This window comes from Pseudoduganella flava (genome assembly GCF_007830495.1).
GTDB lineage: Bacteria > Pseudomonadota > Gammaproteobacteria > Burkholderiales > Burkholderiaceae_D > Rugamonas > Rugamonas flava.
Genome location: NZ_VLKW01000012.1, coordinates 165,755 through 192,216 on the forward strand (window position 1 = coordinate 165,755; position 26,462 = coordinate 192,216).

26 protein-coding genes are annotated in these 26,462 nt (G+C 65.5%); 12 read left to right on the forward strand and 14 right to left on the reverse strand.

What is annotated here, in order from left to right; all coding sequences use genetic code 11:
• The first annotated feature begins 68 nt into the window (after positions 1–68).
• Complete coding sequence (locus tag IP92_RS25280) at positions 69–2,303, forward strand: putative bifunctional diguanylate cyclase/phosphodiesterase (protein WP_229418965.1); 2,235 nt, start codon at positions 69–71, stop codon at positions 2,301–2,303.
• Between the two features lie 22 nt (positions 2,304–2,325).
• On the opposite strand, the gene rsmI is transcribed toward IP92_RS25280, so the two are convergent.
• Positions 2,326–3,231 carry a 16S rRNA (cytidine(1402)-2'-O)-methyltransferase gene (rsmI, locus tag IP92_RS25285; RefSeq protein WP_145880518.1) on the reverse strand — a complete coding sequence of 302 codons (906 nt, stop codon included), beginning with the start codon at positions 3,229–3,231 and terminating at the stop codon, positions 2,326–2,328.
• Positions 3,232–3,256: 25 nt separating this feature from the next.
• Here rsmI and IP92_RS25290 point away from each other — a divergent pair, with 25 nt between their 5' ends.
• From IP92_RS25290 to IP92_RS25310, 5 genes are all read left to right on the forward strand, one after another.
• Positions 3,257–4,531: a penicillin-binding protein activator gene (locus IP92_RS25290; RefSeq protein WP_145880520.1), complete on the forward strand. Its 1,275-nt coding sequence runs from the start codon at positions 3,257–3,259 to the stop codon at positions 4,529–4,531.
• A gap of 7 nt (positions 4,532–4,538) precedes the next feature.
• A complete protein-coding gene (locus IP92_RS25295) occupies positions 4,539–4,886 on the forward strand; it encodes a YraN family protein (protein ID WP_145880522.1) in 348 nt (115 codons plus the stop codon).
• Positions 4,887–4,971: 85 nt separating this feature from the next.
• Positions 4,972–5,568 carry a phosphoheptose isomerase gene (locus IP92_RS25300; RefSeq protein ID WP_137315323.1) on the forward strand — a complete coding sequence of 199 codons (597 nt, stop codon included), beginning with the start codon at positions 4,972–4,974 and terminating at the stop codon, positions 5,566–5,568.
• Positions 5,561–6,217 (forward strand): BON domain-containing protein, encoded by a 657-nt coding sequence (locus IP92_RS25305; protein WP_145880523.1) that lies wholly within the window; start codon positions 5,561–5,563, stop codon positions 6,215–6,217. Before IP92_RS25300 ends, IP92_RS25305 begins: the two co-directional genes overlap by 8 nt.
• A gap of 27 nt (positions 6,218–6,244) precedes the next feature.
• A complete protein-coding gene (locus IP92_RS25310; RefSeq protein ID WP_145880525.1) occupies positions 6,245–6,757 on the forward strand; it encodes a peroxiredoxin family protein in 513 nt (170 codons plus the stop codon).
• 640 nt (positions 6,758–7,397) lie between these two features.
• Here IP92_RS25310 and IP92_RS25315 read toward each other — a convergent pair.
• The 4 genes from IP92_RS25315 to IP92_RS25330 all read right to left on the reverse strand — a co-directional run bounded on the left by IP92_RS25315 (position 7,398) and on the right by IP92_RS25330 (position 11,484).
• Positions 7,398–7,820, reverse strand: a complete 423-nt coding sequence (locus IP92_RS25315; RefSeq protein ID WP_145880527.1) for a PaaI family thioesterase — start codon at positions 7,818–7,820, stop codon at positions 7,398–7,400.
• Positions 7,821–7,896: 76 nt separating this feature from the next.
• Entirely contained in the window at positions 7,897–8,820 is a 924-nt protein-coding gene (locus tag IP92_RS25320; protein WP_145880529.1) for an ABC transporter permease, read from the reverse strand.
• Positions 8,817–9,905 carry an ABC transporter permease gene (locus IP92_RS25325; RefSeq protein ID WP_145880531.1) on the reverse strand — a complete coding sequence of 363 codons (1,089 nt, stop codon included), beginning with the start codon at positions 9,903–9,905 and terminating at the stop codon, positions 8,817–8,819. Before IP92_RS25325 ends, IP92_RS25320 begins: the two co-directional genes overlap by 4 nt.
• Entirely contained in the window at positions 9,892–11,484 is a 1,593-nt protein-coding gene (locus IP92_RS25330) for an ABC transporter ATP-binding protein (protein ID WP_145880533.1), read from the reverse strand. The genes IP92_RS25325 and IP92_RS25330 overlap by 14 nt, the downstream gene beginning before the upstream one ends.
• Before the next feature lie 230 nt (positions 11,485–11,714).
• On the opposite strand from IP92_RS25330, the gene IP92_RS25335 reads away from it, so the two are divergent.
• The 4 genes from IP92_RS25335 to IP92_RS25350 all read left to right on the forward strand — a co-directional run bounded on the left by IP92_RS25335 (position 11,715) and on the right by IP92_RS25350 (position 15,151).
• Entirely contained in the window at positions 11,715–12,467 is a 753-nt protein-coding gene (locus tag IP92_RS25335; protein WP_145880535.1) for a GntR family transcriptional regulator, read from the forward strand.
• A gap of 223 nt (positions 12,468–12,690) precedes the next feature.
• Complete coding sequence (locus tag IP92_RS25340; RefSeq protein WP_145880537.1) at positions 12,691–13,536, forward strand: outer envelope protein; 846 nt, start codon at positions 12,691–12,693, stop codon at positions 13,534–13,536.
• A 21-nt stretch (positions 13,537–13,557) separates the two neighbouring features.
• Positions 13,558–14,634 (forward strand): BMP family ABC transporter substrate-binding protein, encoded by a 1,077-nt coding sequence (locus IP92_RS25345; RefSeq protein ID WP_145880539.1) that lies wholly within the window; start codon positions 13,558–13,560, stop codon positions 14,632–14,634.
• 28 nt (positions 14,635–14,662) lie between these two features.
• Complete coding sequence (locus IP92_RS25350; protein WP_145880541.1) at positions 14,663–15,151, forward strand: nucleoside deaminase; 489 nt, start codon at positions 14,663–14,665, stop codon at positions 15,149–15,151.
• Positions 15,152–15,154: 3 nt separating this feature from the next.
• Here IP92_RS25350 and IP92_RS25355 read toward each other — a convergent pair whose 3' ends face one another.
• From IP92_RS25355 to IP92_RS25395, 9 genes are all read right to left on the reverse strand, one after another.
• Positions 15,155–16,345 carry an acyltransferase family protein gene (locus tag IP92_RS25355; RefSeq protein ID WP_145880543.1) on the reverse strand — a complete coding sequence of 397 codons (1,191 nt, stop codon included), beginning with the start codon at positions 16,343–16,345 and terminating at the stop codon, positions 15,155–15,157.
• Between the two features lie 91 nt (positions 16,346–16,436).
• Entirely contained in the window at positions 16,437–17,111 is a 675-nt protein-coding gene (locus IP92_RS25360; RefSeq protein ID WP_145880545.1) for a uracil-DNA glycosylase, read from the reverse strand.
• 53 nt (positions 17,112–17,164) lie between these two features.
• Positions 17,165–17,524 (reverse strand): hypothetical protein, encoded by a 360-nt coding sequence (locus IP92_RS25365; protein WP_145880547.1) that lies wholly within the window; start codon positions 17,522–17,524, stop codon positions 17,165–17,167.
• 1 nt (position 17,525) lies between these two features.
• Positions 17,526–18,089 (reverse strand): hypothetical protein, encoded by a 564-nt coding sequence (locus tag IP92_RS25370; RefSeq protein WP_145880550.1) that lies wholly within the window; start codon positions 18,087–18,089, stop codon positions 17,526–17,528.
• Between the two features lie 330 nt (positions 18,090–18,419).
• Positions 18,420–19,406, reverse strand: coding sequence for a lipoyl synthase (gene lipA, locus IP92_RS25375; protein WP_145880552.1), 987 nt, complete (start codon positions 19,404–19,406; stop codon positions 18,420–18,422).
• Positions 19,407–19,423: 17 nt separating this feature from the next.
• The gene (gene lipB / locus IP92_RS25380) at positions 19,424–20,113 is read right to left on the reverse strand and encodes a lipoyl(octanoyl) transferase LipB (RefSeq protein ID WP_145880555.1); all 690 of its coding nucleotides are present in this window, start codon (positions 20,111–20,113) and stop codon (positions 19,424–19,426) included.
• A 124-nt stretch (positions 20,114–20,237) separates the two neighbouring features.
• Entirely contained in the window at positions 20,238–20,513 is a 276-nt protein-coding gene (locus tag IP92_RS25385) for a DUF493 family protein (protein WP_145880557.1), read from the reverse strand.
• A gap of 155 nt (positions 20,514–20,668) precedes the next feature.
• Positions 20,669–22,822 (reverse strand): DUF6600 domain-containing protein, encoded by a 2,154-nt coding sequence (locus tag IP92_RS25390; RefSeq protein ID WP_145880559.1) that lies wholly within the window; start codon positions 22,820–22,822, stop codon positions 20,669–20,671.
• Positions 22,823–22,896: 74 nt separating this feature from the next.
• Positions 22,897–23,535: a LysE family transporter gene (locus IP92_RS25395; RefSeq protein ID WP_145880561.1), complete on the reverse strand. Its 639-nt coding sequence runs from the start codon at positions 23,533–23,535 to the stop codon at positions 22,897–22,899.
• A 106-nt stretch (positions 23,536–23,641) separates the two neighbouring features.
• On the opposite strand from IP92_RS25395, the gene IP92_RS25400 reads away from it, so the two are divergent.
• Together IP92_RS25400 and IP92_RS25405 are read left to right on the forward strand one after the other, a co-directional pair.
• On the forward strand, positions 23,642–24,568 hold the full coding sequence (locus tag IP92_RS25400; RefSeq protein ID WP_145880563.1) for a DUF808 domain-containing protein: 927 nt from the start codon (positions 23,642–23,644) through the stop codon (positions 24,566–24,568).
• Between the two features lie 254 nt (positions 24,569–24,822).
• Positions 24,823–26,460: a methyl-accepting chemotaxis protein gene (locus IP92_RS25405; protein WP_145880565.1), complete on the forward strand. Its 1,638-nt coding sequence runs from the start codon at positions 24,823–24,825 to the stop codon at positions 26,458–26,460.
• Positions 26,461–26,462 lie beyond the last annotated feature (2 nt).

Sequence of the window (26,462 nt, forward strand, 5' to 3'; positions counted from 1 at the left end):
CGGGTTTCGTTCGACCCATCTTGATCTAGATCAATCAATATTGTCGTACGGCTTGCTCTAATGCCTGCATGATGCGTGATCTGGATCAATGGGCCGACATGGCCGCAGCCGAGATGAAACTCGATGCCAAAGAAATTGCCGGCCGCAAGGCCTTCCTGGAACTGAGCGACAAGGATGTTGCGCTGCTGCGCGACATCCACGCCGCCCTGCAGGACAAGATGCACGGATTTTCCAAGGGCTTCTACGACCACCTGCAGACCGAGCCCGAGCTGCGCGCGCTGCTGCCGGACGAGCGCACGCTGAACCGCCTGCGCCGCTCGCAGCAGGGCTACCTGCACGGCCTGACGGCCGGCCAGTACGACGGCGACTACGTGCGCGAGCGCTTGCGCGTGGGGCTTGTCCACCATCGCATCGGCCTGGCGCCGAAGTGGTACATCGGCGCCTACCGCAAATACCTGACGGAGCTGCTGGAAACGCTGTGGGAGCTGCTGGGCGACGATCCGCCGCGCTTCCTGGCCACCTATGGCGCGGCACTGAAAGTGATCTGCCTCGACATGGGCCTTGCCCTCGACACGTATGCCCATGCGGACCAGCAGCAGCTGCGCCAGCAGGCGAACCGGCTGCGCGAGCGCGAGGAGCAGTACCGGCTGACGTTCAACCAGGCCGCCGTCGGCATCGCCCACGTGGCCGGCGACGGCCGCCTGCTGCGCGTGAACGCGAAGTTCGCCGCGATCACCGGTTACACGGAAGCGGAGCTGCTGCGCCTGACGATCACGCAGCTGACGCACCCGGACGACCGCGACCACGACCTGCTGCTGATCGCGCGCCTGAAGTCCGGCGAGCTGGCCGAATACTCGCGCGAGAAGCGCTACATCCACAAGGAAGGCCACGCCGTGTGGATCAACGTGACGGCATCGTCGCTGCTCGACGCGGCGGGCGAGCGCCGCTACATCACGGTGGTCGAGGACATCTCGCGCCGCAAGCAGGCCGAGGAAAAGCTCGTGCGGATGGCGAACCACGATGCGCTGACCGGGCTGCCGAACCGGATGCTGCTGGAAGACCGGCTGTCGCAGGCGATCGCCCACGCGCACCGCACGCAGACGCTGGTGGCCGTGATGTTCGTCGACCTGGACCGCTTCAAGAACATCAACGACAGCCTGGGGCACGACGCGGGCGACGAAGTGATCGTCGAGATCGCGCGCCGCATCGCCGGCAACCTGCGCGAGACGGATACCGCGGCGCGGCAGGGCGGCGATGAATTCGTCGTCGTGCTGGGCGACCTGGCGCGCGAGGAGGATGCGTGCACCGTCGCCGACAAGATCCTCGGCGCGCTGACGCAGCCGATGGTGCTGCGCGGGCAGGAGATCTTCCCGACGGGGAGCATCGGCATCAGCCTGTACCCGCGCGACGGCCTGGAACCGCAGGCGCTGCTGAAGGCTGCCGACACGGCAATGTACCGGGCCAAGGCGGGCAGCGGCAATACCTACGAGTTCTACGTGAACAGCATGGGCATGGATGCGATGGACAGCCTGCGCCTTGAAGGTGCGCTGCGCCGCGCGCTGGAACGCGACGAGTTCCAGCTGCACTACCAGCCGCAGGTCGACATCGCGACGGGCACGGTGGTCGGCGTCGAGGCGCTGCTGCGCTGGCAGCCGCAGGGCGGCGCGATGGTGCCGCCGGGCGACTTCATCCCGCTGGCGGAACAAACGGGCCTGATCGTGCCGATCGGCGACTGGGTACTGGCCACCGCGTGCGCGCAGCAGAAGGCGTGGCGCGAAGCGGGCCTGCCGCCGCTGACGGTGAGCGTGAACCTGTCGGCACGGCAGTTCCAGCGGCAGGACCTGGTCGAACTGGTGGCGCGCCTCGTCCGCGAAACGGGGTGCGACCCGCGCTACCTGGCGCTGGAGATCACGGAGACGGACGTGATGGAAAACCCGCAGGCGGCCGTGGCGATCTTCCGGCAGTTGAACGAGATGGGCGTGCAGCTGGCAATCGACGATTTCGGGACGGGTTATTCGAGCCTGTCGTACCTGAAGCGCTTCCCGATCGACAGCCTGAAGATCGACCGCTCGTTCGTGCACGACATCACGCACGACATCGACGACGCGACGATCGTGCACTCCGTCATCGCGCTGGCGCACAGCATGCACCTGAAGGTGGTGGCCGAAGGCGTCGAGGACGCCCGCCAGCTGCAGTTCCTGCGCGAGCACGGCTGCGACCAGATGCAGGGCTACTATGTCAGCAAACCGGTGCCCGCAAGCGCCATCGAAGCGATGATGCAACGGACTCGCGCCGCCGCCTGAAACCGGGGACTGTCCCCGGTTTTCAGCCGTTCTTCAGCGCCAGCGCGCGGTCGTAAAGCGCGTTCTTTTTCGCGCCGGTGATCTGCGCGGCCAGGCTGGCTGCCTGTTTTACGGGCAGTTCGGCCAGCAGGATCTTCAGGATGCGCTCGGCCTCCAGCTCCTGCGCGTCGCCCTGCGCCGGCGCGCCTTCCAGCAGCACGACGAACTCGCCCTTCTCCCGGTGCGGGTCGGCCGCCAGCCAGCCGATCGCTTCCGACAGCGGGCAGCGGTGGATTTCCTCGAACAGCTTGGTGAGCTCGCGGCCGTAGACGACCTGGCGCGTCGGTTCGAACGCGCCCGCCAGCGCCTGCGTGAATTCGGCGATGCGGTGCGGCGCTTCGTAGAACACCATCGTTGCCGCCACGTTGCGCAAGCTTGCCAGCACCGTCTCGCGCTGCTTCGGTTTCGCCGGCAGGAAGCCGACGAAGTGGAACTGGTCGTTCACGAGACCACTGGCCGACAGCGCCGCGATCGCCGCCGATGCACCCGGCAGCGGCACGACGCGCAAGCCGGCCGCACGCACCGCGTCGACGATCTTCGCGCCCGGGTCGGACACGGCCGGCGTACCCGCATCGGAGACCAGCGCGATGCGCTCGCCCGCCTGCAGCCGCCGCACGATCGTCTCGCCCGCCTCCCTTTCGTTATGCATGTGTGCCGCCAGCAGCGGCTTGCTGATACCGAAGCGCTGCATCAGGTGCGACGTATTGCGGGTATCCTCGCAAGCGACCGCGTCGACCAGGCCAAGAACGTGCAACGCCCGCAGGCTAATGTCGGTAACATTGCCGATAGGCGTCGCCACTACATACAATGTTGCCGTTGGATATGTCTGATGCGCCGTCTCGCCAAGCACCGGCAGGGCGGCGATCGGGCTGGATTCTTGAACTGTCATTGGGGGTAGGATGCTGGCTGATAAGATGAAATCGCTGCTGTCGTGCGTGCTTGCCGCGCTCTGTGCGCTCACCGTGACGGCGTGCAGCACGCCGTGCGGCAGCCCGGGGGCATTGTGCGCGCCAATCGAGAACGTGACAAGCCCGCCGCCGCGCGTCACGGCCAAGGCGCCCGAGCGCCCGCCCGCGCCGCCGCCGGAGGAAGAAGCGCAAGTGGAGACGTTCGCCGTGGCGATGCCCGGCACGATGACGGCCGACCAGCCGGCCGTCGCCACCGGCCAGCCGACCCGCATCGGCCTGCTGCTGCCGCTGCGTTCCGAAACGCTGGGCAGGGCCGCCGATGCGGTGCGCGCCGGCTTCATGGCCGCCTGGGAGCGCGAGCGCGCGGGCTTCGACGTCACCGTCATCGAAACGGGCGACGCCAACGAGGACGTCCTCGCCACCTATCAAACGGCGCTGGCGCAGCAGGACATCATCGTCGGCCCGCTGGCCCGCTCCGCCGTGACGGCGGTTGCCACCAGTCCGCTGGTGACGAAGCCCACGATCGCATTGAACCACCCGGAAGGCCGCGACGGCACGGCGCTGCCGGCGAAGATGCTGTCGATCGGCCTGTCGATCGAGGAAGAAGCGCGCCAGGTGGCCGAATGGGCCGCGCGCGAGCATCCGGGGGCGAACGTGTTGATCCTCTCCGGCAGCACCGCGTGGCAGCGCCGCATCGCCACCGCATTCGCGGCCCATGCCGATAAAGTGGGATTGAGCGCGAAGACGCTGGAGCTGACGGCGCTGAACGGCTACCTGTCCGATCCGGAACTGGTGGCCCTGCGCGCCCGCCTTGCCGAGCAGCCGGTCGACCTGCTGTTCGCCGCGCTCGACGCCGACCAGGCCCGCCAGCTGCGCGTGGCGCTGGCCGCGCCGCCGCTGGGCGACATCCCGCTGTACGGCACGTCGTCGCTGAACCCGGGCCGCGTGTCGATGCTGCCCGGCCAGGAGCTCGATGGCGTGAAGCTGCTGGACCTGCCGTGGCAGATCCAGCGCGACAATCCCGCCGTGGCCAGCTACCCGCGCGCCGTGCCGCAGGACGAGGCGCGCCTGTCCGCCGACATGGAGCGCCTGTACGCGCTGGGCATCGATGCGTTCCGCGTCGCGCGCGAACTGGCGACCAAGCCGGGCCAGCCAATCACGCTGGACGGTGTGACGGGCCAGCTGTCGATCGACTACGGCAACGGCCCGGCGCGCGTGAAGCGCATCGAACCGGCCGCGGTCTACCGCAACGGCGTGCCGGTTCCGGTGACCACGCCGTAATGCCCAGATGGCGCGCACCGACCAGCAAAGGAAGGGCGCGCAGGGCGAGGACGCGGCGCTCGAGCACCTGCGCCGCGCCGGCTTGACGCTCGTCGAGCGGAACTTCCGCTGCCAGGGCGGCGAGCTGGATTTGATCATGCGCGACGGTGCCCACCTGGTCTTCGTCGAGGTGCGGCGGCGCAAGAGCCGCGGCTTTGGTGGCGCGGCCGCCAGCATCACGCCGGCCAAGCAGGGCCGCATGACGATCGCGGCGCAAACCTTCCTGCTGCGCTACCCGAAACTGCCGCCATGCCGTTTCGACGTGGTGGCGATCGATGGCGAACACATCGAGTGGCTGAAAAACGTGCTGGACTAAATGACAAGATTGCGCACATTTTGTAAGCATTGTTAACACGGGTTGCCGGGCGCTACGGTCCCCAGCACTATATAATTTCAAGACTATGACGAACCAACGCATCCTCTCGCACTTCCACGAAAGTGCCGAAACCAAGATCCAATCCGCCACCGTGCTCGCGCAACCGCTGGCGCAGGCGATCGAACTGATGTTTTCAGCCCTTTCCAACGGCAACAAGATTCTCGCCTGCGGCAACGGCGGTTCCGCGGCCGACTCCCAGCACTTCGCAGCCGAGCTGGTAGGCCGTTTCGAACGCGAGCGCTTCCCGCTGCCCGCGCTGGCGCTGACCACCGACACGTCGCTGCTGACGGCTGTCGCGAACGACTACAGCTACCGCGAAATCTTCAGCAAGCAGGTGCAGGCGTTCGGCCAGGCCGGCGACATCCTGCTGGCGATTTCCACGTCCGGCAACTCGGCCAACGTGATGGCGGCGATCGAGGCGGCGCTGGAACGCGAGATGCGCGTCGTGGCGCTGACCGGCAAGGGCGGCGGCGCGATCGGCAAGATGCTGACGGATGCGGACGTGCACATCTGCGTGCCCGCCGAGCGCACCGCCCGTATCCAGGAAGTTCACCTGACCTGTATCCATTGCATTTGCGACGGCATCGACGTCGCCCTGTTCGGAGGAGATGTGCATGAGTAAATCCGTGGCCCTGCGCCGTCTGCAACGCCCTGTCGCGATCGCCCTGCTGGGTGGCGCGCTGCTGGGCAGCCTGCCGGGCTGCGTCGCCCTCGTTGCCGGCGGTGCCGTCGCGGGGACGATGGCCGCCAGCGACCGCCGCACGTTCGGCGCGCAGACGGAGGACAAGGCGATCGCCGTGAAAGCGGACGTCCGCATCCGCAACGTCACCGGCGACGCAGGCCACGTGAACGTCAACGCCTTCAACCGCAAGGCGCTGGTCACCGGCGAGGTGCGCGACCAGGCGATGAAGGATGCCGTCGAGCGCGAAGTGAAGGCGATCGAAGGCGTGCAGTCCGTCGTCAACGAACTGGAAATCGCCGGCCCGGCCAGCTACACGTCCCGTTCGAACGATGCGCTGATCACCACGAAGGTGAAAGCCAGCCTGGTGGACGCGAAGGACATCTCGGCCAACTCGTTCAAGGTCGTCACCGAACGCGGTGTGGTGTACCTGATGGGCCGCGTGACGCAGATGGAAGCGAACCGCGCTTCCGAAATCGCGCGCGGCGTGAACGGCGTGAACAAGGTGGTGCGCGTGTTCGAGTACATCAGCGAGGAAGAGTACAAGCAGTATCAGAACACGCCGGCGCCGGCGCCGGCTTCCCAGTCCTGATTTGCAGCGCTGGTTTATACTGGAACCATGAACGCCTCCTCCAACGCCTGGATCAAACCCGCCATCGCCGCCGCCGTGCTCGCGGTCGCGGGCTTTGGCGCGTACACGTGGTTAAGCAGCGCACCGAAAGCGCCGGAGGTTGCGTTCACGACGCTCAAGGGCGAGAAGATCACGCCGGCCGACCTGCGCGGCAAGGTGGTGATGGTGAATTTCTGGGCCACGTCGTGCACCACGTGCGTGGCCGAGATGCCGGAAATGGTCGACACGTACAACAAATTCAAGGACAAGGGCCTCGAATTCGTGGCGGTGGCGATGAAGTACGACCCGCCGAACTACGTCGTCAATTTCACCGAAACGCGGCAACTGCCGTTCAAGGTGGCGCTCGATACCAGCGGCGAGGCCGCCAAGGCCTACGGCGACGTGGCGATGACGCCGACCACTTTCCTGATCGGCAAGGATGGCAAGATCATCAAGAAGTATGTCGGCAAGCCGGAGTTCCCGGCGTTGCATGCCTTGCTGGAGCAGGCGCTGAAGGGGTAGTAGCGCCACTTCAGCGGCCAGACAGCGATGCTCGCGCGGTACTTCTTCACCTTCGCGGAAGACTGGCAAGTGGCGCCCGGCGCGTTCTGGGTGCACAAGCCTGACCCATGCGGCAGCTCCACATATGACCCTCCAGCTCCAGCGGCAGTGCCTCACCAGGGCTATCCGGTCCTGAACATCGTCATGCCGTCGTGTCATCTGATCTTCACCTCGCTTGATCAGATCGACCATTATGTTGACATCATCTCCCGAAAGCCACTTCCGACCACACGTCAGCTGTCGAACGAGAGCGGCCGTGGAACAGGACCAAATGGACATTGGCTGAGCCGCCTCCCGGCAGAGCTGAAATCGCCAAAGGGTCGAGAAAGCCTGCTCAAAGCACTGAATTCCGGCCGGGAATTCGCCCATCTCTCAGCGCCATCCGGCACGTTCAACCGCACCGGAGGGGACAATAGCGCCGTTGTGAGACGTGCGAACCTTCCCGGCACGCGACCGCGATTTCGGTAACTCTCGGGCGGGAATTATCGCCCGTCCCGCTCCTCATCCTTGCGCTTGCGCTGTTCGTACCACTCCCTGGCCAGCGGCGCCAGCGCCGCCATGATCCCGGCCACGATGATGGCGATCCCCGCGTACAGCATGACTATTTCGGGTACAGCACCATCTGCGTGCAGCGGAACAGCGCGATCGTCTTGCCCGTTGCCTTGTTCGTCACCGTGGCGTCCCACACCTGCGTGGTCTTGCCCATGTGGATGGCCGTCGCCGTCACGGCGATCGTGCCGTCGCGCGCCGTGCCCAGGTGGTTCGACTTCAGTTCGATCGTCGTGAAGTTCTCCGCGCCCTCCGGCAGATTCGCGAAGCAGCCATAGCCGCAGGCCGTATCGGCCAGGGTCACGATGGTGCCCGCATGCAGGAAGCCGTTCGGCGCCAGGTGGTGCGGGCCGATGTCGATTTCGGCCGAGAGCGTGCCCGGCGCCACGTCGGTCACCTTGATGCCCAGGTGTTCCGGCAGCGTACCCTTGGCGCGGTGGCTGAAACGCTCGAGTTTCTGTTGAATGTCGTCCATTGTTCTTGTCTCCTTGGAGCGGACGATCATAAACCACCCGCGGCGTGCGCGGGCCGAGCATGCGCTCTAATGCGTGCTAGTCAGCCCGGAAGTTCCGTCCCAGCGACATCGGCTTGTTCAGCAGGATCGTCTTTGGATCGCGGCAGATGATCACCAGGACGACGATGGTTGCGAGATACGGCAGCATCGACAGGAATTGCGACGGCACCGCGATTCCCAGGCCCTGGCCGTGGAACTGCAGCACCGTGACGCCGCCGAACAGGTAGGCGCCCAGCAGCAGGCCGCGCGGCTTCCACGTCGCGAACACGACCTGGGCCAGCGCGATCCAGCCGCGGCCGGCCGTCATGCCTTCGACCCACATCGGCGTCAGCGCCAGCGACAGGTAGGCGCCGGCCAGGCCGGACATCGCACCGCCGAACAGCACGGTGCCGTAGCGCAGGCCGGTCACGGACATGCCGATCGCATGCGCGCTGTGCGGCGCTTCGCCGACGGCGCGGATCTGCAAGCCCAGGCGCGTGCGGCCCAGCACCCACGCCACCAGCGCGACCAGCAGCAGCGAGCCGTACACCACCGCGTCGAAGCGGAACAGCAGTGGCCCGACAAAGGGCAGGTCGGACAGTATCGGGAACGACAGCGCCGGCAGCGGCGCGATGGTCTGGCCGACGAGGTCGCGGCCGATGAAGGCGGACAGGCCGATGCCGAACAAGGTCAGCGCAAGGCCCGTCGCCACCTGGTTCGTTTGCAGCGTGAGCACGAGGAACGCGAACACCAGCGCCATCGCGGCGCCGGCCAGCAGCGCCGCCAGCATGCCGATGCCGAGCGAACCGGTGTGCAGCGCGGCAGTGAAGCCGGCCACGGCGCCGACCAGCATGATGCCCTCCAGGCCGAGGTTCAGCACGCCGGAGCGTTCGGCCACCAGCTCGCCGGACGAAGCCAGCACCAGCGGCGTCGCCGCGCCGGCCGTGCTGGCGAGGAAGGCGATGACGTAGTCGGTATTCATGCGGCGATCTCCGTCGGAATGGGGGCGCGCGGTGCGTGCGCCTTGAAGCGGTAGTGGATGAACAGGTCGGCGGCCAGCAGGTAGAACAGCAGCAGGCCCTGGAACAGGCCGGTGATCGCGGACGGCAGCTGCAGCTCGATCTGCGCTGCTTCGCCGCCGATGTACAGCAGCGACATCAACAGCGCCGCGAGCACCACGCCCAGCGGATGCAGGCGCCCGACGTAGGCGACGATGATGGCGGCGAAGCCATACCCCGGCGATACGGACGGCTGCAGTTGCCCCAGCGGCCCGGCCACCTCGCCGACACCGGCCATGCCGGCCAGCGCGCCGCTGACGAGGAACGCGAGCCACACGTTCTTCGGTGCGGAAAAGCCCGCATACAGCGCGGCGGCGGGCGCGATGCCGCTGACCTGCATCCGATAGCCGGCAAAGGTGTGACGGCAGAAGAACCATGCGCCAGCCGCCGCGATCAACGACAGGATGAACGCCGCGTTCACGCGCAGGCCATCGACCAGCAGCGGCAGCGTCGCGCTGTCGGAGAACATCTTCGATTGCGGGAAGTTGTAGCCGGCCGGATCGCGCAGCGGGCCGTGCACCAGGTAGCCGAGGAACAGGTACGCGACGTAGACGAGCATCAGGCTGACGAGAATCTCGCTCGTGTTGAAGCGCGTACGCAGCAGCGCCGGTACCGCGGCCCACGCCATGCCGCCCAGCGCGCCGGCGGCGATCATCAGCGGCAGCACCCAGCCCGCTTCGACGTCGTCGAAATACAGCGCCACGCAGCCGGCCGCGATGGCGCCCATCGTCAGCTGGCCGTCCGCGCCGATATTGTGCACGTCGGCGCGAAAGCCGATCGCCAGGCCCACGCCGCACAGGATCAGCGGCGTCGCCTTCAGCAGCAGCTCGCCGATGCCGTAGGCCGTGGTGGCGGGCTTGATGAAGTACACATGGAACGCATGCAGCGGCTCCTGGCCGAGGAACAGGAACAGCAGCGAGCCGGTGGCAAGCATCGCCAGCGCGGCCAGCAGCGGCGACGCGAGCATCATCGCGCGCGACGGTTCGGGGCGGGCTTCAAGCCGGGACATGGTGGGTTCCTTCTTCGATCGTGGCGGCTGCGCCGCCTGTGGAAAAGTCGCCGCTCATCCACAGGCCGATCCGGTCGATCGTCGCCTCGTGCGCGGGAATGGTGGGGGACAACCTGCCTTTCGCCAGCACGGCGATGCGGTCGCACATCATGAACAGTTCATCGAGCTCCTCGGAGATCACGAGCACCGCCACGCCCTGGTCGCGCAGCCCGATGATCGCCTGGCGGATCAGCATCGCGGCGCCGACGTCGACGCCCCACGTGGGCTGCGCCAGCACCATCCCGCGTGGCGCCAGCGCGATCTCGCGGCCGACGATGAACTTCTGCAGGTTGCCGCCGGAGAGACTGGACGCCACCGCCTTGGCGCCGCCGCATTTCACGTTGAAGCGCTCGATCACGCGCTCGGCGAACGCGCGCACGGCGCCGCGCCGCACCAGTCCTCCCTTCAGCATGCCCGCGGGCCCGGCCAGGTAACCCGTCAGCAACGCGTTATCCGCCAGCGACATCGCCGGCACCGCGCCGCGGCCCAGCCTTTCCTCCGGCACGAAGCCGAGACCGAGCCGGCGGCGCTGCGCCGCGTCGAGGCGGCCGGCGGCTTGGCCGAGGATGCGGATGGCGTTCGCGTCACGCAGCGGCAGCTCGCCGGAGATCGCCTTCATCAATTCCTGCTGGCCGTTGCCGGAGACGCCCGCCAGGCCGACGATCTCGCCCGCGCGCACTTCCAGGCTGATGTCGCGCAGGTCGGTGCCGAACGGATCGGCGCTGGCGACGGTCAGCTTGTCCAATGCCAGCCGCACCTCGGCCGGCGCACGGGGCGCCAGCGTGCACGTGGGCAGGTCGCCGCCGATCATCAGTTCGGCCAGTTCGTGCGCGCTTTGCGTGCGTGGCGTGGCGGTGCCGGAGACACGGCCGGCGCGCAGCACGGTGGCCTTGTCGCACAGCGCGCGGATCTCGTCGAGCTTGTGGCTGATGTACAGGATGCTCACGCCTTCGGTCGCGAGCTGGCGCAGCGACACGAACAGTTTTTGGACGGCATCCGGCGTCAACACGGACGTGGGCTCGTCCATGATCAACAGGCGCGGGTGCTGCAGCAGGCAGCGCACGATCTCCACGCGCTGGCGCTCGCCGACGGACATGCTGTGCACGTGCCGGTCCGGATCGAGCGGCAAGCCATACTGTTCGGAGACGGCGCGGATGCGCGGCGCAAGCTCGCGCGGCGCCACCTTGTCGTCCAGCGCCAGCGCGATGTTCTCGGCCACCGTCAGCGTCTCGAACAGCGCGAAGTGCTGGAACACCATGCCGATGCCCAGGCGCCGCGCCGCCGCCGGCGACGGGATGTGCACCTGCCGCCCTTCCCACATGATCTCGCCCGCATTCGGCCGCGTGACGCCATAGATCATCTTCATCAGCGTGCTCTTGCCGGCGCCGTTCTCGCCCAGCACCGCGTGGATCTCGCCCGGCATCACGGTGAGGTTCACGTCGGCGTTCGCGATCACCGATGGATAGATCTTCGAGATGCCGAGCAGTTGCAGCCTCGGTTCGTTGTGCCGCCCTGGCGGCGGTGCATGCGGTTCGCTCATCGCTGCTCCTCGTGGTATCCGTTCCGATTGTGCAAGGAGCGTGCCATCGCCGAGCCGGACGATCGCGCTGCCTGTGCACGAAGTTGTATACAAACCGCACCACGATGTGTGCACAGCTCGCCGCAAGCGTGCATCGCGCGGCGCCGTCCTGCCACGACGGCGCCGCGCACGATTCCTGCTTGATGAGAACTTCGAGCGCGGACAGATCCCGCGCCGCTTACGGAGACCCCATGACCAAGCCAATCCCGGCCACGCCCGCACCGGCCCGCCGCAAGCGCGCCGCCGATCCCGCGGCCAGCCCCCTACCACCCGCGCCGCTACCCGTCGACCAGCGCATCCACAGTGCCGTCGTCAACGCGGTGATGAGCCATCGCCTGCCGCCCGGCACACGCCTCGGCGAGGCCGAGTTCTGCGAGCTGTACCAGGTCAGCCGCACCACCGTGCGCAAGGCGCTGCAGCGGCTCGCGCACGATCACATCGTGGTGCTGCGGCCGAACCGCGGCGCCGTCGTCGCATCGCCTTCGCCACAGGAGGCGCGCGACGTGTTCGCGGCGCGCCGCGCGATCGAGCGGGAAATCGTGCCGCTCGTGATCGGCGGGATCACGCCCGCGTCGCTGCGGCGCATCCGCGCCGCGATCGATGCGGAAGAACAGGCGCGGCGCAGCGGCGATCGCGCGGCGTGGATCCGCCTCGGCGGTGAATTCCACCTGCTGCTGGCCGAACTGGCCGGCAATGCGGTGCTGCGGCGTTTCATGATGGAGCTGGTATCGCGCTCGTCGCTGATCATCGCCGTCTACGAGAACCCGGGCGTGCCCATGTGCGGGAACGATGAGCACAGTCGCCTGCTGACGCTGATCGAGCAAGGCGACACCGCAGGCGCAACGCAGCTCATCGAACATCACCTGCTGGAGATCGAGGAACGCCTGCACCTCGGTGCACCGGAGCGCAAGCTCAGTCTTGCCGAAGCGCTGGCGGGGTGCTGAATAAAGTGCATACAAGCGTGCCTCATATCGTGCACAAGCCGCCCATGATGCGCACCGCGATCGCGCACGGCGTGCGCTGGCGGTGCAGCCGGTACAGGGACGCCGGCCTCTGCCCGATGGGAGAGACGGTGGCCCGCTCCTTGCTAACGGTAAAGCCCGGTATTGCATCCGATCCGCCGCCGCATCGGATGCAATCCCTTCGCCAACCAACCAAGGACCCTGCATGAAGACCTTCCGTTCCGCTGCCTTCCTGTTGCTTGCCGCGTGCGGCGCCGCCCACGCGGCCGACTGGAGCGACACGTCGCTGAGCTACCGCTACGGCACCAAGTTCGCCGAACCGTACAACGAGGCCGACATCACGAAGCACGTGGTGAACTTCAGCCACGTGAGCGGCTACAAGTACGGCAAGAACTTCTTCTCGATCGACTACCTGATCTCGGACGAGAACGACCCGTCGGCCGTCGGCTCCCGCAGCGGTGCGCACGAGGCGTACGCGGTGTATCGCCACACGCTGGACCTCGGCAAGATCAGCGGCGCCAACCTGGCATTCGGACCGGTGCGCGGCGTGGGCGTCACGGCGGGCTTCGACATCAACAGCAAGACGGACGCCGGCTACAACTCGAAGAAACGCATGCTCGTCGCCGGCCCCACGCTGATGTTCGACGTGCCGGGCTTCCTCGACGTGAGCCTGCTCGCGCTCCACGAGAGCAACGCGCCGTACAACGGCTTCACGCAGACGGCCACGGACCGCTATCGCTACAAGACGCACGCGATGCTGACGGCCGCGTGGGGCATTCCGTTCAGCGCCGGCATCCCGCTGTCGTTCGAAGGCTTTGCCAACTACATCGGCACGAAGGGCAAGAACGAATTCGGCGGGCCGACGGCCGTCGAGATCAACGTCGACATGCAGGTGATGTACGACCTGAGCGCGGCGCTCGGCGCGGCGAAGAACACGTTCAAGGTCGGCGTCGAGTACCAGTACTGGAAGAACAAGTTCGGCAACCCGTCGGACACGGTGCCGGGTGCCACCGCGCGTACCCCGATGGTGCGCGCCGAATACCATTTCTGACCAACCGAAAGAGGATCCAACATGAATCGTCGCACGCTGCTTGCCTTCGCCACCCTGTCCACCGCGCTGGCTGCCTTCGGCCCGGCCCATGCCGAAGAACCTCTGAAGGTCGGTTTCGTCTATATCGGTCCGGTCGGCGACGCCGGCTGGACCTACGCGCACGAGCAGGGCCGCCTGCAGATGGAAAAGGCGCTGGGCGGCAAGGTGAAGTCCACCTATGTCGAGAACGTACCCGAAGGCGCCGACTCGGAACGCGTGATCCGCAAGCTGGCCGCGGACGGCAACAAGCTTATCTTCACGACGTCGTTCGGCTACATGAACGCGACGGAAAAGGTGGCGAAGGCGTTCCCGAACGTCGTGTTCCAGCACGCCACCGGCTTCAAGACGATGAAGAACATGGGCTCGTACGAAGCGCGCCTGTACGAGGGCGCCTACCTGCAAGGCATCATCGCCGGCAAGATGACGAAGACGAACACGCTGGGCATGGTCGGCTCGTTCCCCGTGCCGGAAGTGATCCGCAACATCAACGCATTCACGCTGGGCGCGCAAAGCGTGAACCCGAAGATCAGGACAAAGGTCGTGTGGGTCAACAGCTGGTATGACCCGGCCAAGGAACGCCAGGCCGCCGAAACCTTGATTGCGCAGGGCGCGGACGTGCTGACGCAGAACACCGATTCCCCAGCCACGCTGCAGGTGGCGCAGGAGAAGGGCAAGTACGCGTTCGGCTGGGATTCGGATATGCAGCGCTTCGCACCGAAGGCCCACCTGACGGCAAGCACGAACCAGTGGGGCGGCTACTACACCGAGGTGGCCAAGGCCGTGATGGCCGGCACGTGGAAGACGGGCCAGGTGCATGGCGGGCTGACCGAAGGCATGGTCAAGATGTCGCCGCTGAACCCCGTGGTGCCGGCCGATGCCGCCAAGCTGTTCGAGGAAAAGAAGGCCGCTTTCACGAGCGGCAAGGCAAAGCCGTTCCAGGGGCCGATCAAGGACCAGTCGGGTGCTATCAAGGTGGCGGCGGGCGCCGAGCTGCCGATGAAGGACGTGTTGTCGATGAACTTCTACGTGCAGGGCGTGGAAGGCACGATCCCGAAGTAAGCGCATGACGCGGCGACAAGGAGCAACGATGCCCACCCCCACTGAGCAGGACCAGCGCTTCCTGACCGAGGTCTTCGCCCTGGCACAGCGTTCGCGCGACGCCGGCCATCACCCGTTCGCCGCGCTTGTGGTGGCGGCCGATGGCCGCGTGATCGCCGAGGCGATGAACGCATCGAGCAGCGACCGCACGGCGCATGCTGAGATGAACGCGCTGCGTGCCGCGTCGTCGCAATACAGCCCGCGGGAACTGGCCGGCGCGACGCTGTACTCGAGCGCCGAGCCGTGCGCGATGTGTGCCGGCGGCGCCTACTGGAGTGGCGTCGGGCGCGTGGTGTACGGCATGGCGGAAGCGACGTTGCTGGCGCTGACCGGCAGCGATCCCGAGAACCCGACGCTGTCGCTGCCGTGCCGCCAGGTGTTCGCCGCCGGGCAGCGGCCGACCGAGGTGATCGGGCCGCTGCGCGAAGATGAAGCCAAGATCGCTCACCAGGGCTTCTGGCACAACGGCGACGCTTAAGCGCTACAGCTTGAAGAAGATGCGCCGGCGGTAGAGCTGCCACAGCAGGAAGGCCAGCAGCAACAGCAGCAGCACCGAGTACGTGGCCGATGCGATGCGCGCCTCGGGTATCGCCTGGCCAAGCAGATGGGCGGCCGCATCGTGCAGGCTGGCGCGCGGGCCGCCCAGCAGCGGCAGCTGCATCAACGTATCGAGCAGCGAGATGCCGATGAACGCCAGCGTGGCATTGGTGCCGAACACCATCACGAACGTCCAGCCGGCGCGCACGCGCATCAGCAGCAGGAACAGCAGCAGCGAGAAGCCCGTGGACAGCAGCGCGAAGCTGGGCGTCCAGATCTTTTTCACCACCGGGATCAGCGGGTCCAGCAGCTGGCCTGCCGCAAGGCAGAGCACGCCAGCGACCGCCAGCGCTGCAAACGTTTTCACGTCTCGGCGCCGTTGCAGAGCGAGCGTGGTTGCGGTGCCGGCCAGCACGTTGATCAGTGCGCCGAGCGTCGAGACAAGGCCTTCCGGCTCATAGGTCACTTGCCCGTTCGTCATACCGTAGGGCCACAGGTGGTGGACGCCGAACAGCGCGCGGTCGACGACCGTCGGCAGCGAATGCGCGGAATCGAAGCAGGCCGGCCCGCAGCCAGGTGCATCCCAAGCCAGCAATAGCGCGCCATAGCCCGCCACGACAGCACCTGTGGCGCCGAGCACGGCACCGAGGGGAATCCGGAAGCCCGCCTCCGTCCTGCGCCCGGCGGCGATGCACCACAGGCCGACGAGCAGATAGCACAGGCCGATCCGTTGCAGGATGCCCATCAGGCGCACGCTGCCGAAGTCGAATGCGGGCAGCAGGTTCAGGAAGATGCCGAGCGCGATCAGCGCGACGGAACGGCGTACGACATTCGCCGCCAATGCGGCTTTGCCACCGGCGGCGCGTCGCCCGAAGGAGAACGGCAGCGCCGCGCCGACGCAGAACAGGAAGGTGGGGAAGATCATGTCCGCCAGCGCGAAGCCGCGCCAGTCGGCATGGGTGAGGATCGTGAAGCGGTGTTCCCAGTCGCCTGCGTACGCGACCAGGATCATGCCGATCACTGCGAGGCCGCGGAGCAGGTCGATGGCGGGCAGGCGGGCAGTGCGAGCGGGATGGGAAGATGGTGCGAGGGACTGCTGAGTTGATACGACGTGGAGCCTGACGCCGTTGGCCATGGGATCACCCTTCGTTATGCAGTACGCGGATAGACAAGCGCAGTGGAAACGCTTCCTGAGTGACTATGCGCCCGGCATGCGAACCCGTCAATCACCCCCACACGATCGGCTCCTGCCCCGTCGCCCGCAAATACTCGTTCGCCCGCGAAAACGGCCTGCTGCCGAAGAACCCCTTGTGCGCCGAGAACGGCGACGGGTGCGGCGACGTGATCACGAGGTGTTTGCGGGCGTCGATCAACGCCCGCTTGGCGATCGCGTAGCTTCCCCATAGGATGAACACGACGTGCTCGCGGCGCTGCGACAGCAGGCTGATCGCCGTGTCCGTGAAGTTCTCCCAACCCTTTCCCGCATGCGAACCGGCTTCGCGGGCGCGCACCGTCAGCACGGCATTGAGCAGGAACACGCCCTGCTCGGCCCAGTCGGACAGGTCGGTGTGCGTGCGCTTCACGCCGAGGTCGCTTTCGAGCTCCTGGAAGATGTTCTGCAAACTGGGTTGTGGGCGATTGCCGTCCGGGACAGAAAAACAGAACCCCATCGCCGCGCCGGGCGTGTGGTACGGGTCTTGGCCGAGGATGACGACCTTGACCTTGTCGAACGGCGTCAGGTCGAAGGCGCGGAAGATGTGCTTGCCCGGCGGGCAGCACTGGCCGGCCTGGTATTCGGCACGGACGAAGCTGGTGAGTTCGGCCCAGTATAGCTTGTCGAACTCGGGCTGCAGGTGTTCCTTCCAGGTGGGTTCGATGCGTACGGTCTTTCTAAAGTTCATGTTTTAGACTCTGCTACATATATCTAAGTGATGAATAGCAGAGCGAAATTAAACTATGTATTAATCATATGTTGAATTTCTGTGAGCATACCCTCCAGCGTTTCGTCGATCTTTAAGGCATTTCGCCTCGCCAAGTTGTGCAAAACCATCAGCTGCTTATAGTCTTGCCTGTCCTCTGCTAAGCTAAAAACGCTACGCTCAATGATCTCGCCCGTATTATTTAGAAAAGAAATATCAGCAAGGCTCATCGACTCTCCATGTTCCCCCTCAAACTCCCAGCTATCGACGGTTATCGAACCATGGCCTAAGTTCAACATGAGTTCGTTTTTCCTTGCTGTTGATTGCCAATTCAATTTCTTGGCCTCTGTGCCTTGCACTAACGATTGAACAATGCTATTCAACTTGTCATCCATATTAGTTCCTTGGCAATGTATCCTGCTGCAACTGGTGGACAATATCTAAAATTTCTTCCAAACTGGCATTCGCGGCGTTTGCCCGAAAAGAGTTTCCAGAATTAGTCAATTCTTTCTCCATGCCATTTATTAACTGGTTTAACGTTCGTGTAACCGCAATTAAATCGAAGGGGTTCGATCGACGCGCGTTCTGAATCTGCGCTATAGAAATCACAGCCTTTAATTCTTGCAGTCGAAGAACACCTGTTTCATATTTCTTTCCACGCGTATAGCCCTGAATTTCTTGTATCAGTTTTACACCCTTCGCCAGTTCACCATATACATTCAAATTGTAAAGCTGGCCTCTAGTCTGGTCTGCTGTAACACGGATTATCTCAGCTTCGGAACGGAGTTGGTGGATCTGGTACAGAGTATAAACAAAACCCACCACGGATAGATTAGTCCCTATCACTCCCCAAAAGGTGGTAAAAAAATTACTATTTATCCTATCAAAGAAAACATACGTCGATACGGTGGTGGCTACGGCCAATATCAACACCACAGCGAGTTCAAATTTTTTTCTCATGGATATTCACAAAGAAGATTACCGCACTATACAGCACGATAGCTTTCTGCCCCAAATATACGGACGGCGGCCTCAGCCGCCGTCAAACGTCCAACTCTTTCGAAAACCACTTGAGATCACATCGACAAAGGAGGCACCTCAAGCAAGTCTACTGAAGTAGAGAACAATAGGATAATTTCTCAGCGAATGACTACTGCGCTGCCAGAGCCGACGGACGGATTATGAAAAACACCGTCTTGCAATGAATCCTTGTTAAGCGAGAATCTAGGTACTAAGGTTGATCAGTGTAGCCACATAAACCCTAGGTCTTTCTCTCTCCCATAATGCTTATTAAACAGCTTCCAGCAGGTTATGCGCCTGCACGTCCGCATGGTACGAGCTGCGCACCATCGCGCCCACGGCGGCGTGTCCGAAGCCCATCTTGTACGCTTCTTCCTCGAACATCTTGAACGTGTCCGGGTGGACGTAGCGGCGCACCGGCAGGTGGCTGTTCGACGGGGCCAGGTATTGGCCGATCGTCAGCATGTCGATGTCGTGCTCGCGCATGTCGCGCATCACTTGCAGGATCTCTTCGTCCGTTTCGCCCAGGCCGACCATCAGGCCGGACTTCGTCTTCACGTGCGGGTACATTGCCTTGAAGTCTTTCAGCAGCTTCAGCGAGTGCAGGTAGTCCGCGCCGGGGCGGGCTTCCTTGTAAAGGCGCGGCACCGTTTCCAGGTTGTGGTTCATCACGTCCGGCAGGCCGTCGGCAAAGATGTTCAGCGCCTTTTCCAGGCGGCCGCGGAAGTCCGGTACCAGCACTTCGATCTGCGTCTTCGGCGACAGTTCCTTGGTCTTCTGGATGCACTCGACGAAGTGGCCGGCGCCGCCGTCGCGCAGGTCGTCGCGGTCGACCGACGTGATCACCACGTACGACAGGCGCAGCTTGGCGATCGTGTTGGCCAGGTTGCCCGGCTCGTTGACGTCCAGCGGGTCCGGGCGGCCGTGGCCCACGTCGCAGAACGGGCAGCGGCGGGTGCACTTGTCGCCCATGATCATGAACGTTGCCGTGCCCTTGCCGAAGCACTCGCCGATGTTCGGGCAGGAAGCTTCCTCGCACACGGTCACCAGCTTGTTCTCGCGGAGGATGTCCTTGATCTCGTAGAAACGGCTCGACGCGGACGCGGCCTTCACGCGGATCCACTCCGGCTTCTTCAGGCGCTCCACCTGCTCGACCGGCACGATCTTGATCGGAATGCGCGACGTCTTGCTGGCGCCTTTCTGCTTCTCGCTCGGGTTGTAAGCGGCGGCGGTGCTGGAAGTGGTTTCGGTGGTCATAAGAGTCTCAAGTTGATTCACGCGGCTGCAAGAGCGGCTACGGAGGCGGAAGGGTCGAGCTGGCGCACCAGCTCGTTGGCCAGCGCCAGCTGCACGTCGGCCAGCGGCACGTCGACGCCCATCGTCCGCATGTCGATGGTTTCCAGGCCGGCGTAGCCGCAAGGGTTGATCCAGGTGAACGGCGCCAGGTCCATCGCGACGTTCAGCGACACGCCGTGATACGTGCAGCCGTTACCGCGCACCTTCAAGCCCAGCGCGGCGATCTTCGCGCCTTTTTTCGGGCCGCCGGCAATGTAGATGCCGGGCGCGCCTTCGATGCGTTCGCCGGCAAGATTATACGATGACAACACATCGATGATCGCCTGCTCGATCTTGTGCACGAACTGGCGGGCATACAGCTTGCCACCCGGTTTGTTGCGGCGCAGGTCCATCAGCAGGTAGATGACGACCTGGCCGGGGCCGTGATACGTCACTTCGCCGCCGCGGTCCGTCTGCACGACCGGGATATGTGCCGCGCCACCCAGCAGGTGGCCGCGATCGGCGCCCAGGCCCAGCGTGTAGACGGGCGGGTGCTCGACGATCCACAACTCATCGGGCGTATCCGGCGTGCGCGCATCCGTAAAGGTGCGCATCGCGGCGAACGTGGGTTCGTAGTCGGCGTGACCGAGATGGCGGATCACCGCCGGTTCGGGACGGGTCGTGGACATGGCAGGGGCTGCAGGAGTCAAAGCCCCGCCATTATACGCCCCTCAAATTGCTTCTGCTCAAAGCGTAAGCATGCGGCGGCAGGGGCGCTCTGTAAGGCGGCGCTGCCACAACGCCAGCGACGCTTTACAGGACGACCTTGACCATCGGGTGGCCGGACAGGTCGGAATACAGCGCATCGAGCTGCTCGCGGCTGGTCGCCCGCACGACTACGGTCAGGCCGGTGTACTTGCCGCCCGACGAAGGACGGACTTCCAGCTTGCCTTCATGGAAAGTCGGGTCGTGCCGGACGATCACTTCCACGATCGTGGTGGTAAAGGCTTCGTGCGTCGGGCCCATCACCTTGATCGGGAAGTCGCTCGGGTACTCGATGAGGGACTCTTTCGGAGGGATTGCAGCCATGTTTTTTCCAATCGGTGAACAGATGAGTGAAAGGCCGGGAAAGCGGTGTTCCGCGGCGCCATCCGCTATTTTACAAACCAATCGGTACCGCTGCGGAGAAAAAGCCGGCGCGGGCGGCGCAGTGCCCGCGCTTCATGCCATGCATTGCTGGAAAATCAACGCTCGCGCATGTTCTCGCCCCGGTCCGATCGCCGGCCACGCTCGTGCCCGGCCTGCGCCGGCTGGGCCTGCGGTGCGGGCGCCGGCTGGGCCACCGGTGCCGGCGGCGCCGGACGGGGTTGCACAACCGGTGCAGGCGGCGGCGCCTGGATCGATGGCCGCTGGGCCTGCTGGGCAGCTTGCGCTGCACGGGCTTGCGCTGCCTGAGCGGCCTGGGCGGCCTGGGCTGCCTGCGCCGCTTGGGCTGCCTGGGCGGCAATGCCGTGCCGTTCGTGTTCACGGCGCTGCTCCGCGCGCTCTTCGATCATGTCCCGCTGCCGTTCCAGCCGCTCGTTGGCAATGAACGAACGGGACGGAGCCTGCGCAGGCTCCGGTCGCGGCGCCGGCGTGCTCGGGGCCACGGTCGTGATCGGCGCCTGCGTGCGCGGCCGCTCCGAGTGGAACCGCTCGGTGACGATCACCCCCTGGCTGCGCTCCGCCGGCGGGCGGTTCGTGTCGAGCCGCATCCGGTCCGGCACGCCGTCGCGGTTGCGGTCGATCTGCAGGCGGTCGGCCACGCCGTCATGGTTGCGGTCCGTTTCCATCCGGTCGGCAATGCCGAAGCGCTGCGGGTCGGTTTGCAGGCGGTCCGGCGTGCCGTCGCGGTTCCGGTCAATTTGCTGACGATCGATCTGCTGCCGATCGACGAAGCCGTCGCGGTTGCGATCCGTTTGCAGGCGATCCGGCGTACCGTCGCGATTGCGGTCGATCTGCATGCGGTCGGGGATGCCGTCGCGGTTGCGGTCCGTTTGCAGGCGATCCGGCGTCCCGTCGCGGTTGCGGTCGATTTGCTGGCGATCGGGGATGCCGTCGCGGTTGCGATCGACCGGCGTGCGTTCGGCCAGCCCGTCGCGGCTGCGCTCGAACGTGCGCACGCCGGCCGGCACGACCGGTGTCGCCACCGGCAGGTTGCCTGGATTCGGTGCCACCGTGGCACGCGGCACGTTGGTCACGCGCACGGTGCGACGCTGCTCGAACTGGTCGCGCGGCACGATCGTGATGCCTTCGCGGCGGGCCGGCACGGCGCGCCACCGTTCGGTGCCGCGGAACTGCCAGCCAAGGCGGCGCTCATGGTCCGGGGACACCTGGTAGTGCGGCACATAGCGGTCGCGCGGTGTCAGCGGATACCAGCCCATGCCGGGGCCCCGGTGGCGGTCCGTGAAGCTGACCGACCAGCCGGACCCGCCGACCCAGCCGACCAGCGCCGGTGCCCACACGGGGCGGCCGACGATGCGGCCCGGCGCCCAGCACCAGCGGCGGTTGACGACGACCCAGCGGCCATAGTGGAAGGGCGCGTAGCCCCACGGCGCGTTGTCGACCCACGTCCAGCCCCACGGCGCCACCCACACCCAGCGGCCGTCGCGGTACGGCGCCCAGTCGAGCGGCACGGAGCGGGGCGCCCACAGCGGACCGTAATCGTCGCTGACCGTCCAGCTGCCGTAGTGATCGAGTTCCTCGTAGCCCGTCACGTAGCTGGGCACGTAGCGCGTGGCGATGGCGGCTTCGTCGCGGCGGTCGCGCGCGGCGGCCCAGGCGTCGAAACCGTCCTGCCGGGCCAGCACGGTGCGTACGTCGTCGCCGCGCACGTCGACCCGCCGGCCGGTCCCCAGGTTCAGCATCGCGCCGGCGGCCTCCACCCGCGCCGCGCCCAGCTGCACGGAAACGCTCATCGTGTCCGGCTCGCGGTCGGCATCCACGCGCACCGTGCCGGGTTCCGTCAGCGTTACGCGCCCCTGCGGCGTTGCCAGCTCGAAGCCGGCCAAGGCCTGCGGATCGCGCACGCGTATGCTGGCGCTGCCGTAGTTCAGGCGCAGGTGCATCACGTCCTCGTCCAGCTCCTCGATGTCCAGCGCGCTGTCGCCATCGAGCCGGACGGCGACCGGGCCGACGCGAAATTCCGTGCGCGAGCCGCCGGCCGTCGTGATGTGGTCTCCCTGCTTGACGGGCCAGTTCAGCAGCGAGCCGGTTTCCTCGCCTTCGTCCGTCTGCACGGTGACGCGGCCCTCGGCCGCGGAGATCCGGCCGACCAGGGTGGGCGGGTCGGCCAGCGCCAACGACGAAACGGCCACGAGGGCCGCCAGCAGCAGGAAGTGAGCAAGCTTGCGTGTCATGATGTCTCCGGGAGTTATAGTCATATAACGCCGCAAGCTGGACCGCGACGACGTCCGTTACAAATATTTTCGAATCAGGCGTGGCCCCGCTTCACGAAGAACAGCGCGGTGCCGACGGCCATCAGCAGGCCGCCGAACACGCGGTTCTGCACGCGCATCGCGCGAACGTCGCGGAAGTAACCCTGCATCGTCGAGGCCAGCAGCGCGTAGCCGTGCATGACCGTCATGTCGATCGCGACCATCGTCACCGCCAGGATCAGCAGCTGCGGCAGCACGGGCTCGCCCTGCGTGATGAACTGCGGCAGCACGGCCACCATGAAAATGATGCCCTTCGGGTTTGTGGCATTGGTCAGGAAGCCCGTCAGCACGCGGCGCCGCACGGACGGCAGCTCGGCGCGCCCGGCTACGCCGATATCGGCCCCTTCCTGCACTTTCGCGCGCCATTGCGCCACGCCCAGGTAAATCAGGTACAGCGCGCCGACCGTCTTGACGATATTGAATGCCACCTCGGAAGCGAGCAGCAGCGAGCCCACGCCGGCGCCCGCGATGAACAGCACCAGCAGCAGGCCCAGTTGCAGGCCGAGCACCGTGGCGCTTGCCTTCTTCACGCCGTACGACAAGCCGTGCGACATCGACAACACGGCGCCCGAGCCGGGCGACAGCGCGATGATGACGGCGGAGATGGCAAAGCCGAGCCAGGTGGCGAAACTCATGGAATTCCCAACGCAAAACGCCCATTGTAGCGCGCGGATGGCTGGCGCGACCGAGGCGGCGGCTAAGGTAATATTGCGTATTTATCACCTCCGAGAGAATCCCCCGATGGCCGGAACCAGCCTGCTTGCACTGATCGACGATATCGCCTCCATCCTTGACGACGTGGCCGCCATGAGCAAGGTAGCCGCGAAAAAAACCGCTGGCGTGCTGGGCGACGACCTTGCGCTGAACGCGCAGCAAGTGTCCGGCGTACAGGCCGACCGTGAGCTGCCCGTCGTGTGGGCGGTCGGCGTCGGCTCGCTGAAGAACAAGGCGATCCTCGTGCCGGCCGCGCTGGCGATCAGCGCGCTGGCGCCATGGGCCATTACGCCGCTGCTGATGGTCGGCGGCGCCTACCTGTGCTTCGAGGGCTTCGAGAAGCTAGCCCACAAGTTCCTGCACAGTAAGGCGGAGGACGAAGCCCACCATGCCGAGCTGGTGGCCGCCGTATCGAATCCGCAGATCGACCTGTGCGCCGTCGAGAAGGAAAAGATCAAGGGCGCCGTGCGCACCGACTTCATCCTGTCCGCCGAGATCATCGTGATCGCGCTGGGCACGGTGGCCGATGCGCCCTTCGCGCAGCAGGTCGCCGTGCTGGTCGGCGTGGCGCTGTTGATGACGGTGGGCGTCTACGGCCTCGTCGCCGGCATCGTCAAGATGGACGACGCCGGCCTGTACCTGACCCAACGCGGCGGCAACGGCGTGGTGCACGCCGTCGGCCGCGTGCTGCTGGCCGCCGCGCCAAGGCTGATGAAATTGCTGGCGGTGCTGGGCACCGTGGCGATGTTCATGGTCGGCGGCAGCATCCTCACGCACGGGATGCCATTCGTGCATCACGCGGTCGAAGGGGCCGCCGCGGCCGCCGGCCCGATCCTTGGCGCGATCACCACACATGTGGCGGACATCGTGGTCGGCGTCGTCACTGGCGGCATTGTGCTGGCGGGCGTGACGCTGATCGGCAAGGTGCTGCGCGGCATCAAAGGCAAGCGCTAAGTCCGCTCTTCTACCGGCCGCCGCCTTCCGGCGGCCGCGTCCCCTTGACGGAACGACCACCGTTCCGTTGCGCTTTCACCTCCCCGCCAGGCTCCTCATCGCAGGCCGTTTTGGGCCTGTTGCTCCCGTTCCGGTAATTTTGATCTACATCAAGGATTTTGGGGGTTGCCCTCCCTAAACTGGAATCCGTGGCGCCATTGCCATGAAGAAATAATCTATAAGAATCAAAGTGTTTCCAGGCTCAGGAGTATCAGATGCGCAAGAATCTGCCAGTCACCAATCGCGAAGTGGACCTCGACGACGACCAGGCCATTGTGTCGAAGACAGACCTTGACGGCAACATTGTCTACGTCAACCCGTATTTCATCCATATCAGCGGCTTTGCCGAGGAAGAGCTGATCGGTGCGCCGCAGAATATCGTGCGCCATCCGGACATGCCGGCCGAAGCGTTTACCGACCTGTGGACGTCGATCAAGGGCGGCATGCCGTGGACCGGCATCGTCAAGAACCGTTGCAAGAACGGCGACCACTACTGGGTCAAGGCGAACATCACGCCGATCCGCGACCAGGGCCGCACGATCGGCTACATGTCGGTGCGCACCAAGGCCACCCGCACGCAGATCGAGGAAGCGGCGAACGCCTACCGCGCCCTGCGCGAAGGCAGCCGCGAGCTGGAAATCCGCAACGGCCAGATCATCCGCCATGGCTTCACCCACCTGCTGGCGCGCCTGTCGCACGTGTCACTGGCGATGCGCATCTGGCTGTCGACGTCCGTCGTCAACGTGCTGCTGACGATCGTCTGCGCGGCCAGCCTGTTCGGCGACGGCAGCAGCGACACGATCCGCTACACGATCTTCGGCGCCACGTTCGTGGGCCTGTTGATCAACGTGTTCCTGTGGTACACGCTGCGCGTCGGCATGCTGCAACCGCTGGCCCGCGCACTGACCGGTGCCCGCGCGATCGCGGCCGGCGACCTGTCCGGCACGTTCGAGACGCACAGCACCGATGAAGTGGGCCAGCTGCTGCGCGCACTGCAACAGATGAACAACAACCTGATCGCCACGATCCGCGACGTACGCGTGAACGTGGAGACGATGGCCGTCGCCACCCGCCAGATCGCGGCCGGCAATGCGGACCTGAACGGCCGCACCGAGGCGCAAGCCGCGAGCCTGGAAGAAACGGCATCGTCGATCGACGAGTTCTCGTCGACGGTGAAGGCGAACGCCGACAACTCGCAGCAGGCCAACGAGCTGGCCGTTGCCGCCTCCGACGTGGCCGAGCAGGGCGGCGCGATCGTGTCCGAAGTGATCGCCACGATGGACGAGATCAACACCTCGTCGAAGCAGATCGTCGACATCATCGGCCTGATCGAAGGCATCGCGTTCCAGACCAATATCCTGGCGCTGAACGCCGCCGTCGAGGCAGCGCGTGCCGGCGAACAGGGCCGCGGCTTCGCCGTCGTGGCGGGCGAGGTGCGCAGCCTGGCGCAGCGTTCGTCGGTGGCGGCGAAGGACATCAAGAACCTGATCGACGTCTCCGTCGGCAAGGTCAGCGTGGGCATGGAGCGGGCACACCGCGCCGGCGCGACGATGGAACACGTGGTGAGCTCGGTCAAGCAGGTGACGGCCATCATGCAGGAGATTTCGACCGCGTCGCGCGAGCAGAGCATCGGCGTCGACCAGGTCAACAAGGCGATTGCCCACATGGACGAAGTGACGCAGCAGAACGCCGCGCTGGTCGAGGAAGCGGCAGCCGCCGCGAACAGCCTCGCCGAGGAAGCGCGCGGCCTGACGCAAGCCGTCGCCCTGTTCCAGCTTGGGAAAAAAAAGACAACGCAGCAGGTGCGCAGCGGCCGCGCGCCCGCCCTCAACGTAAAACGACTGGCCGCCTGACC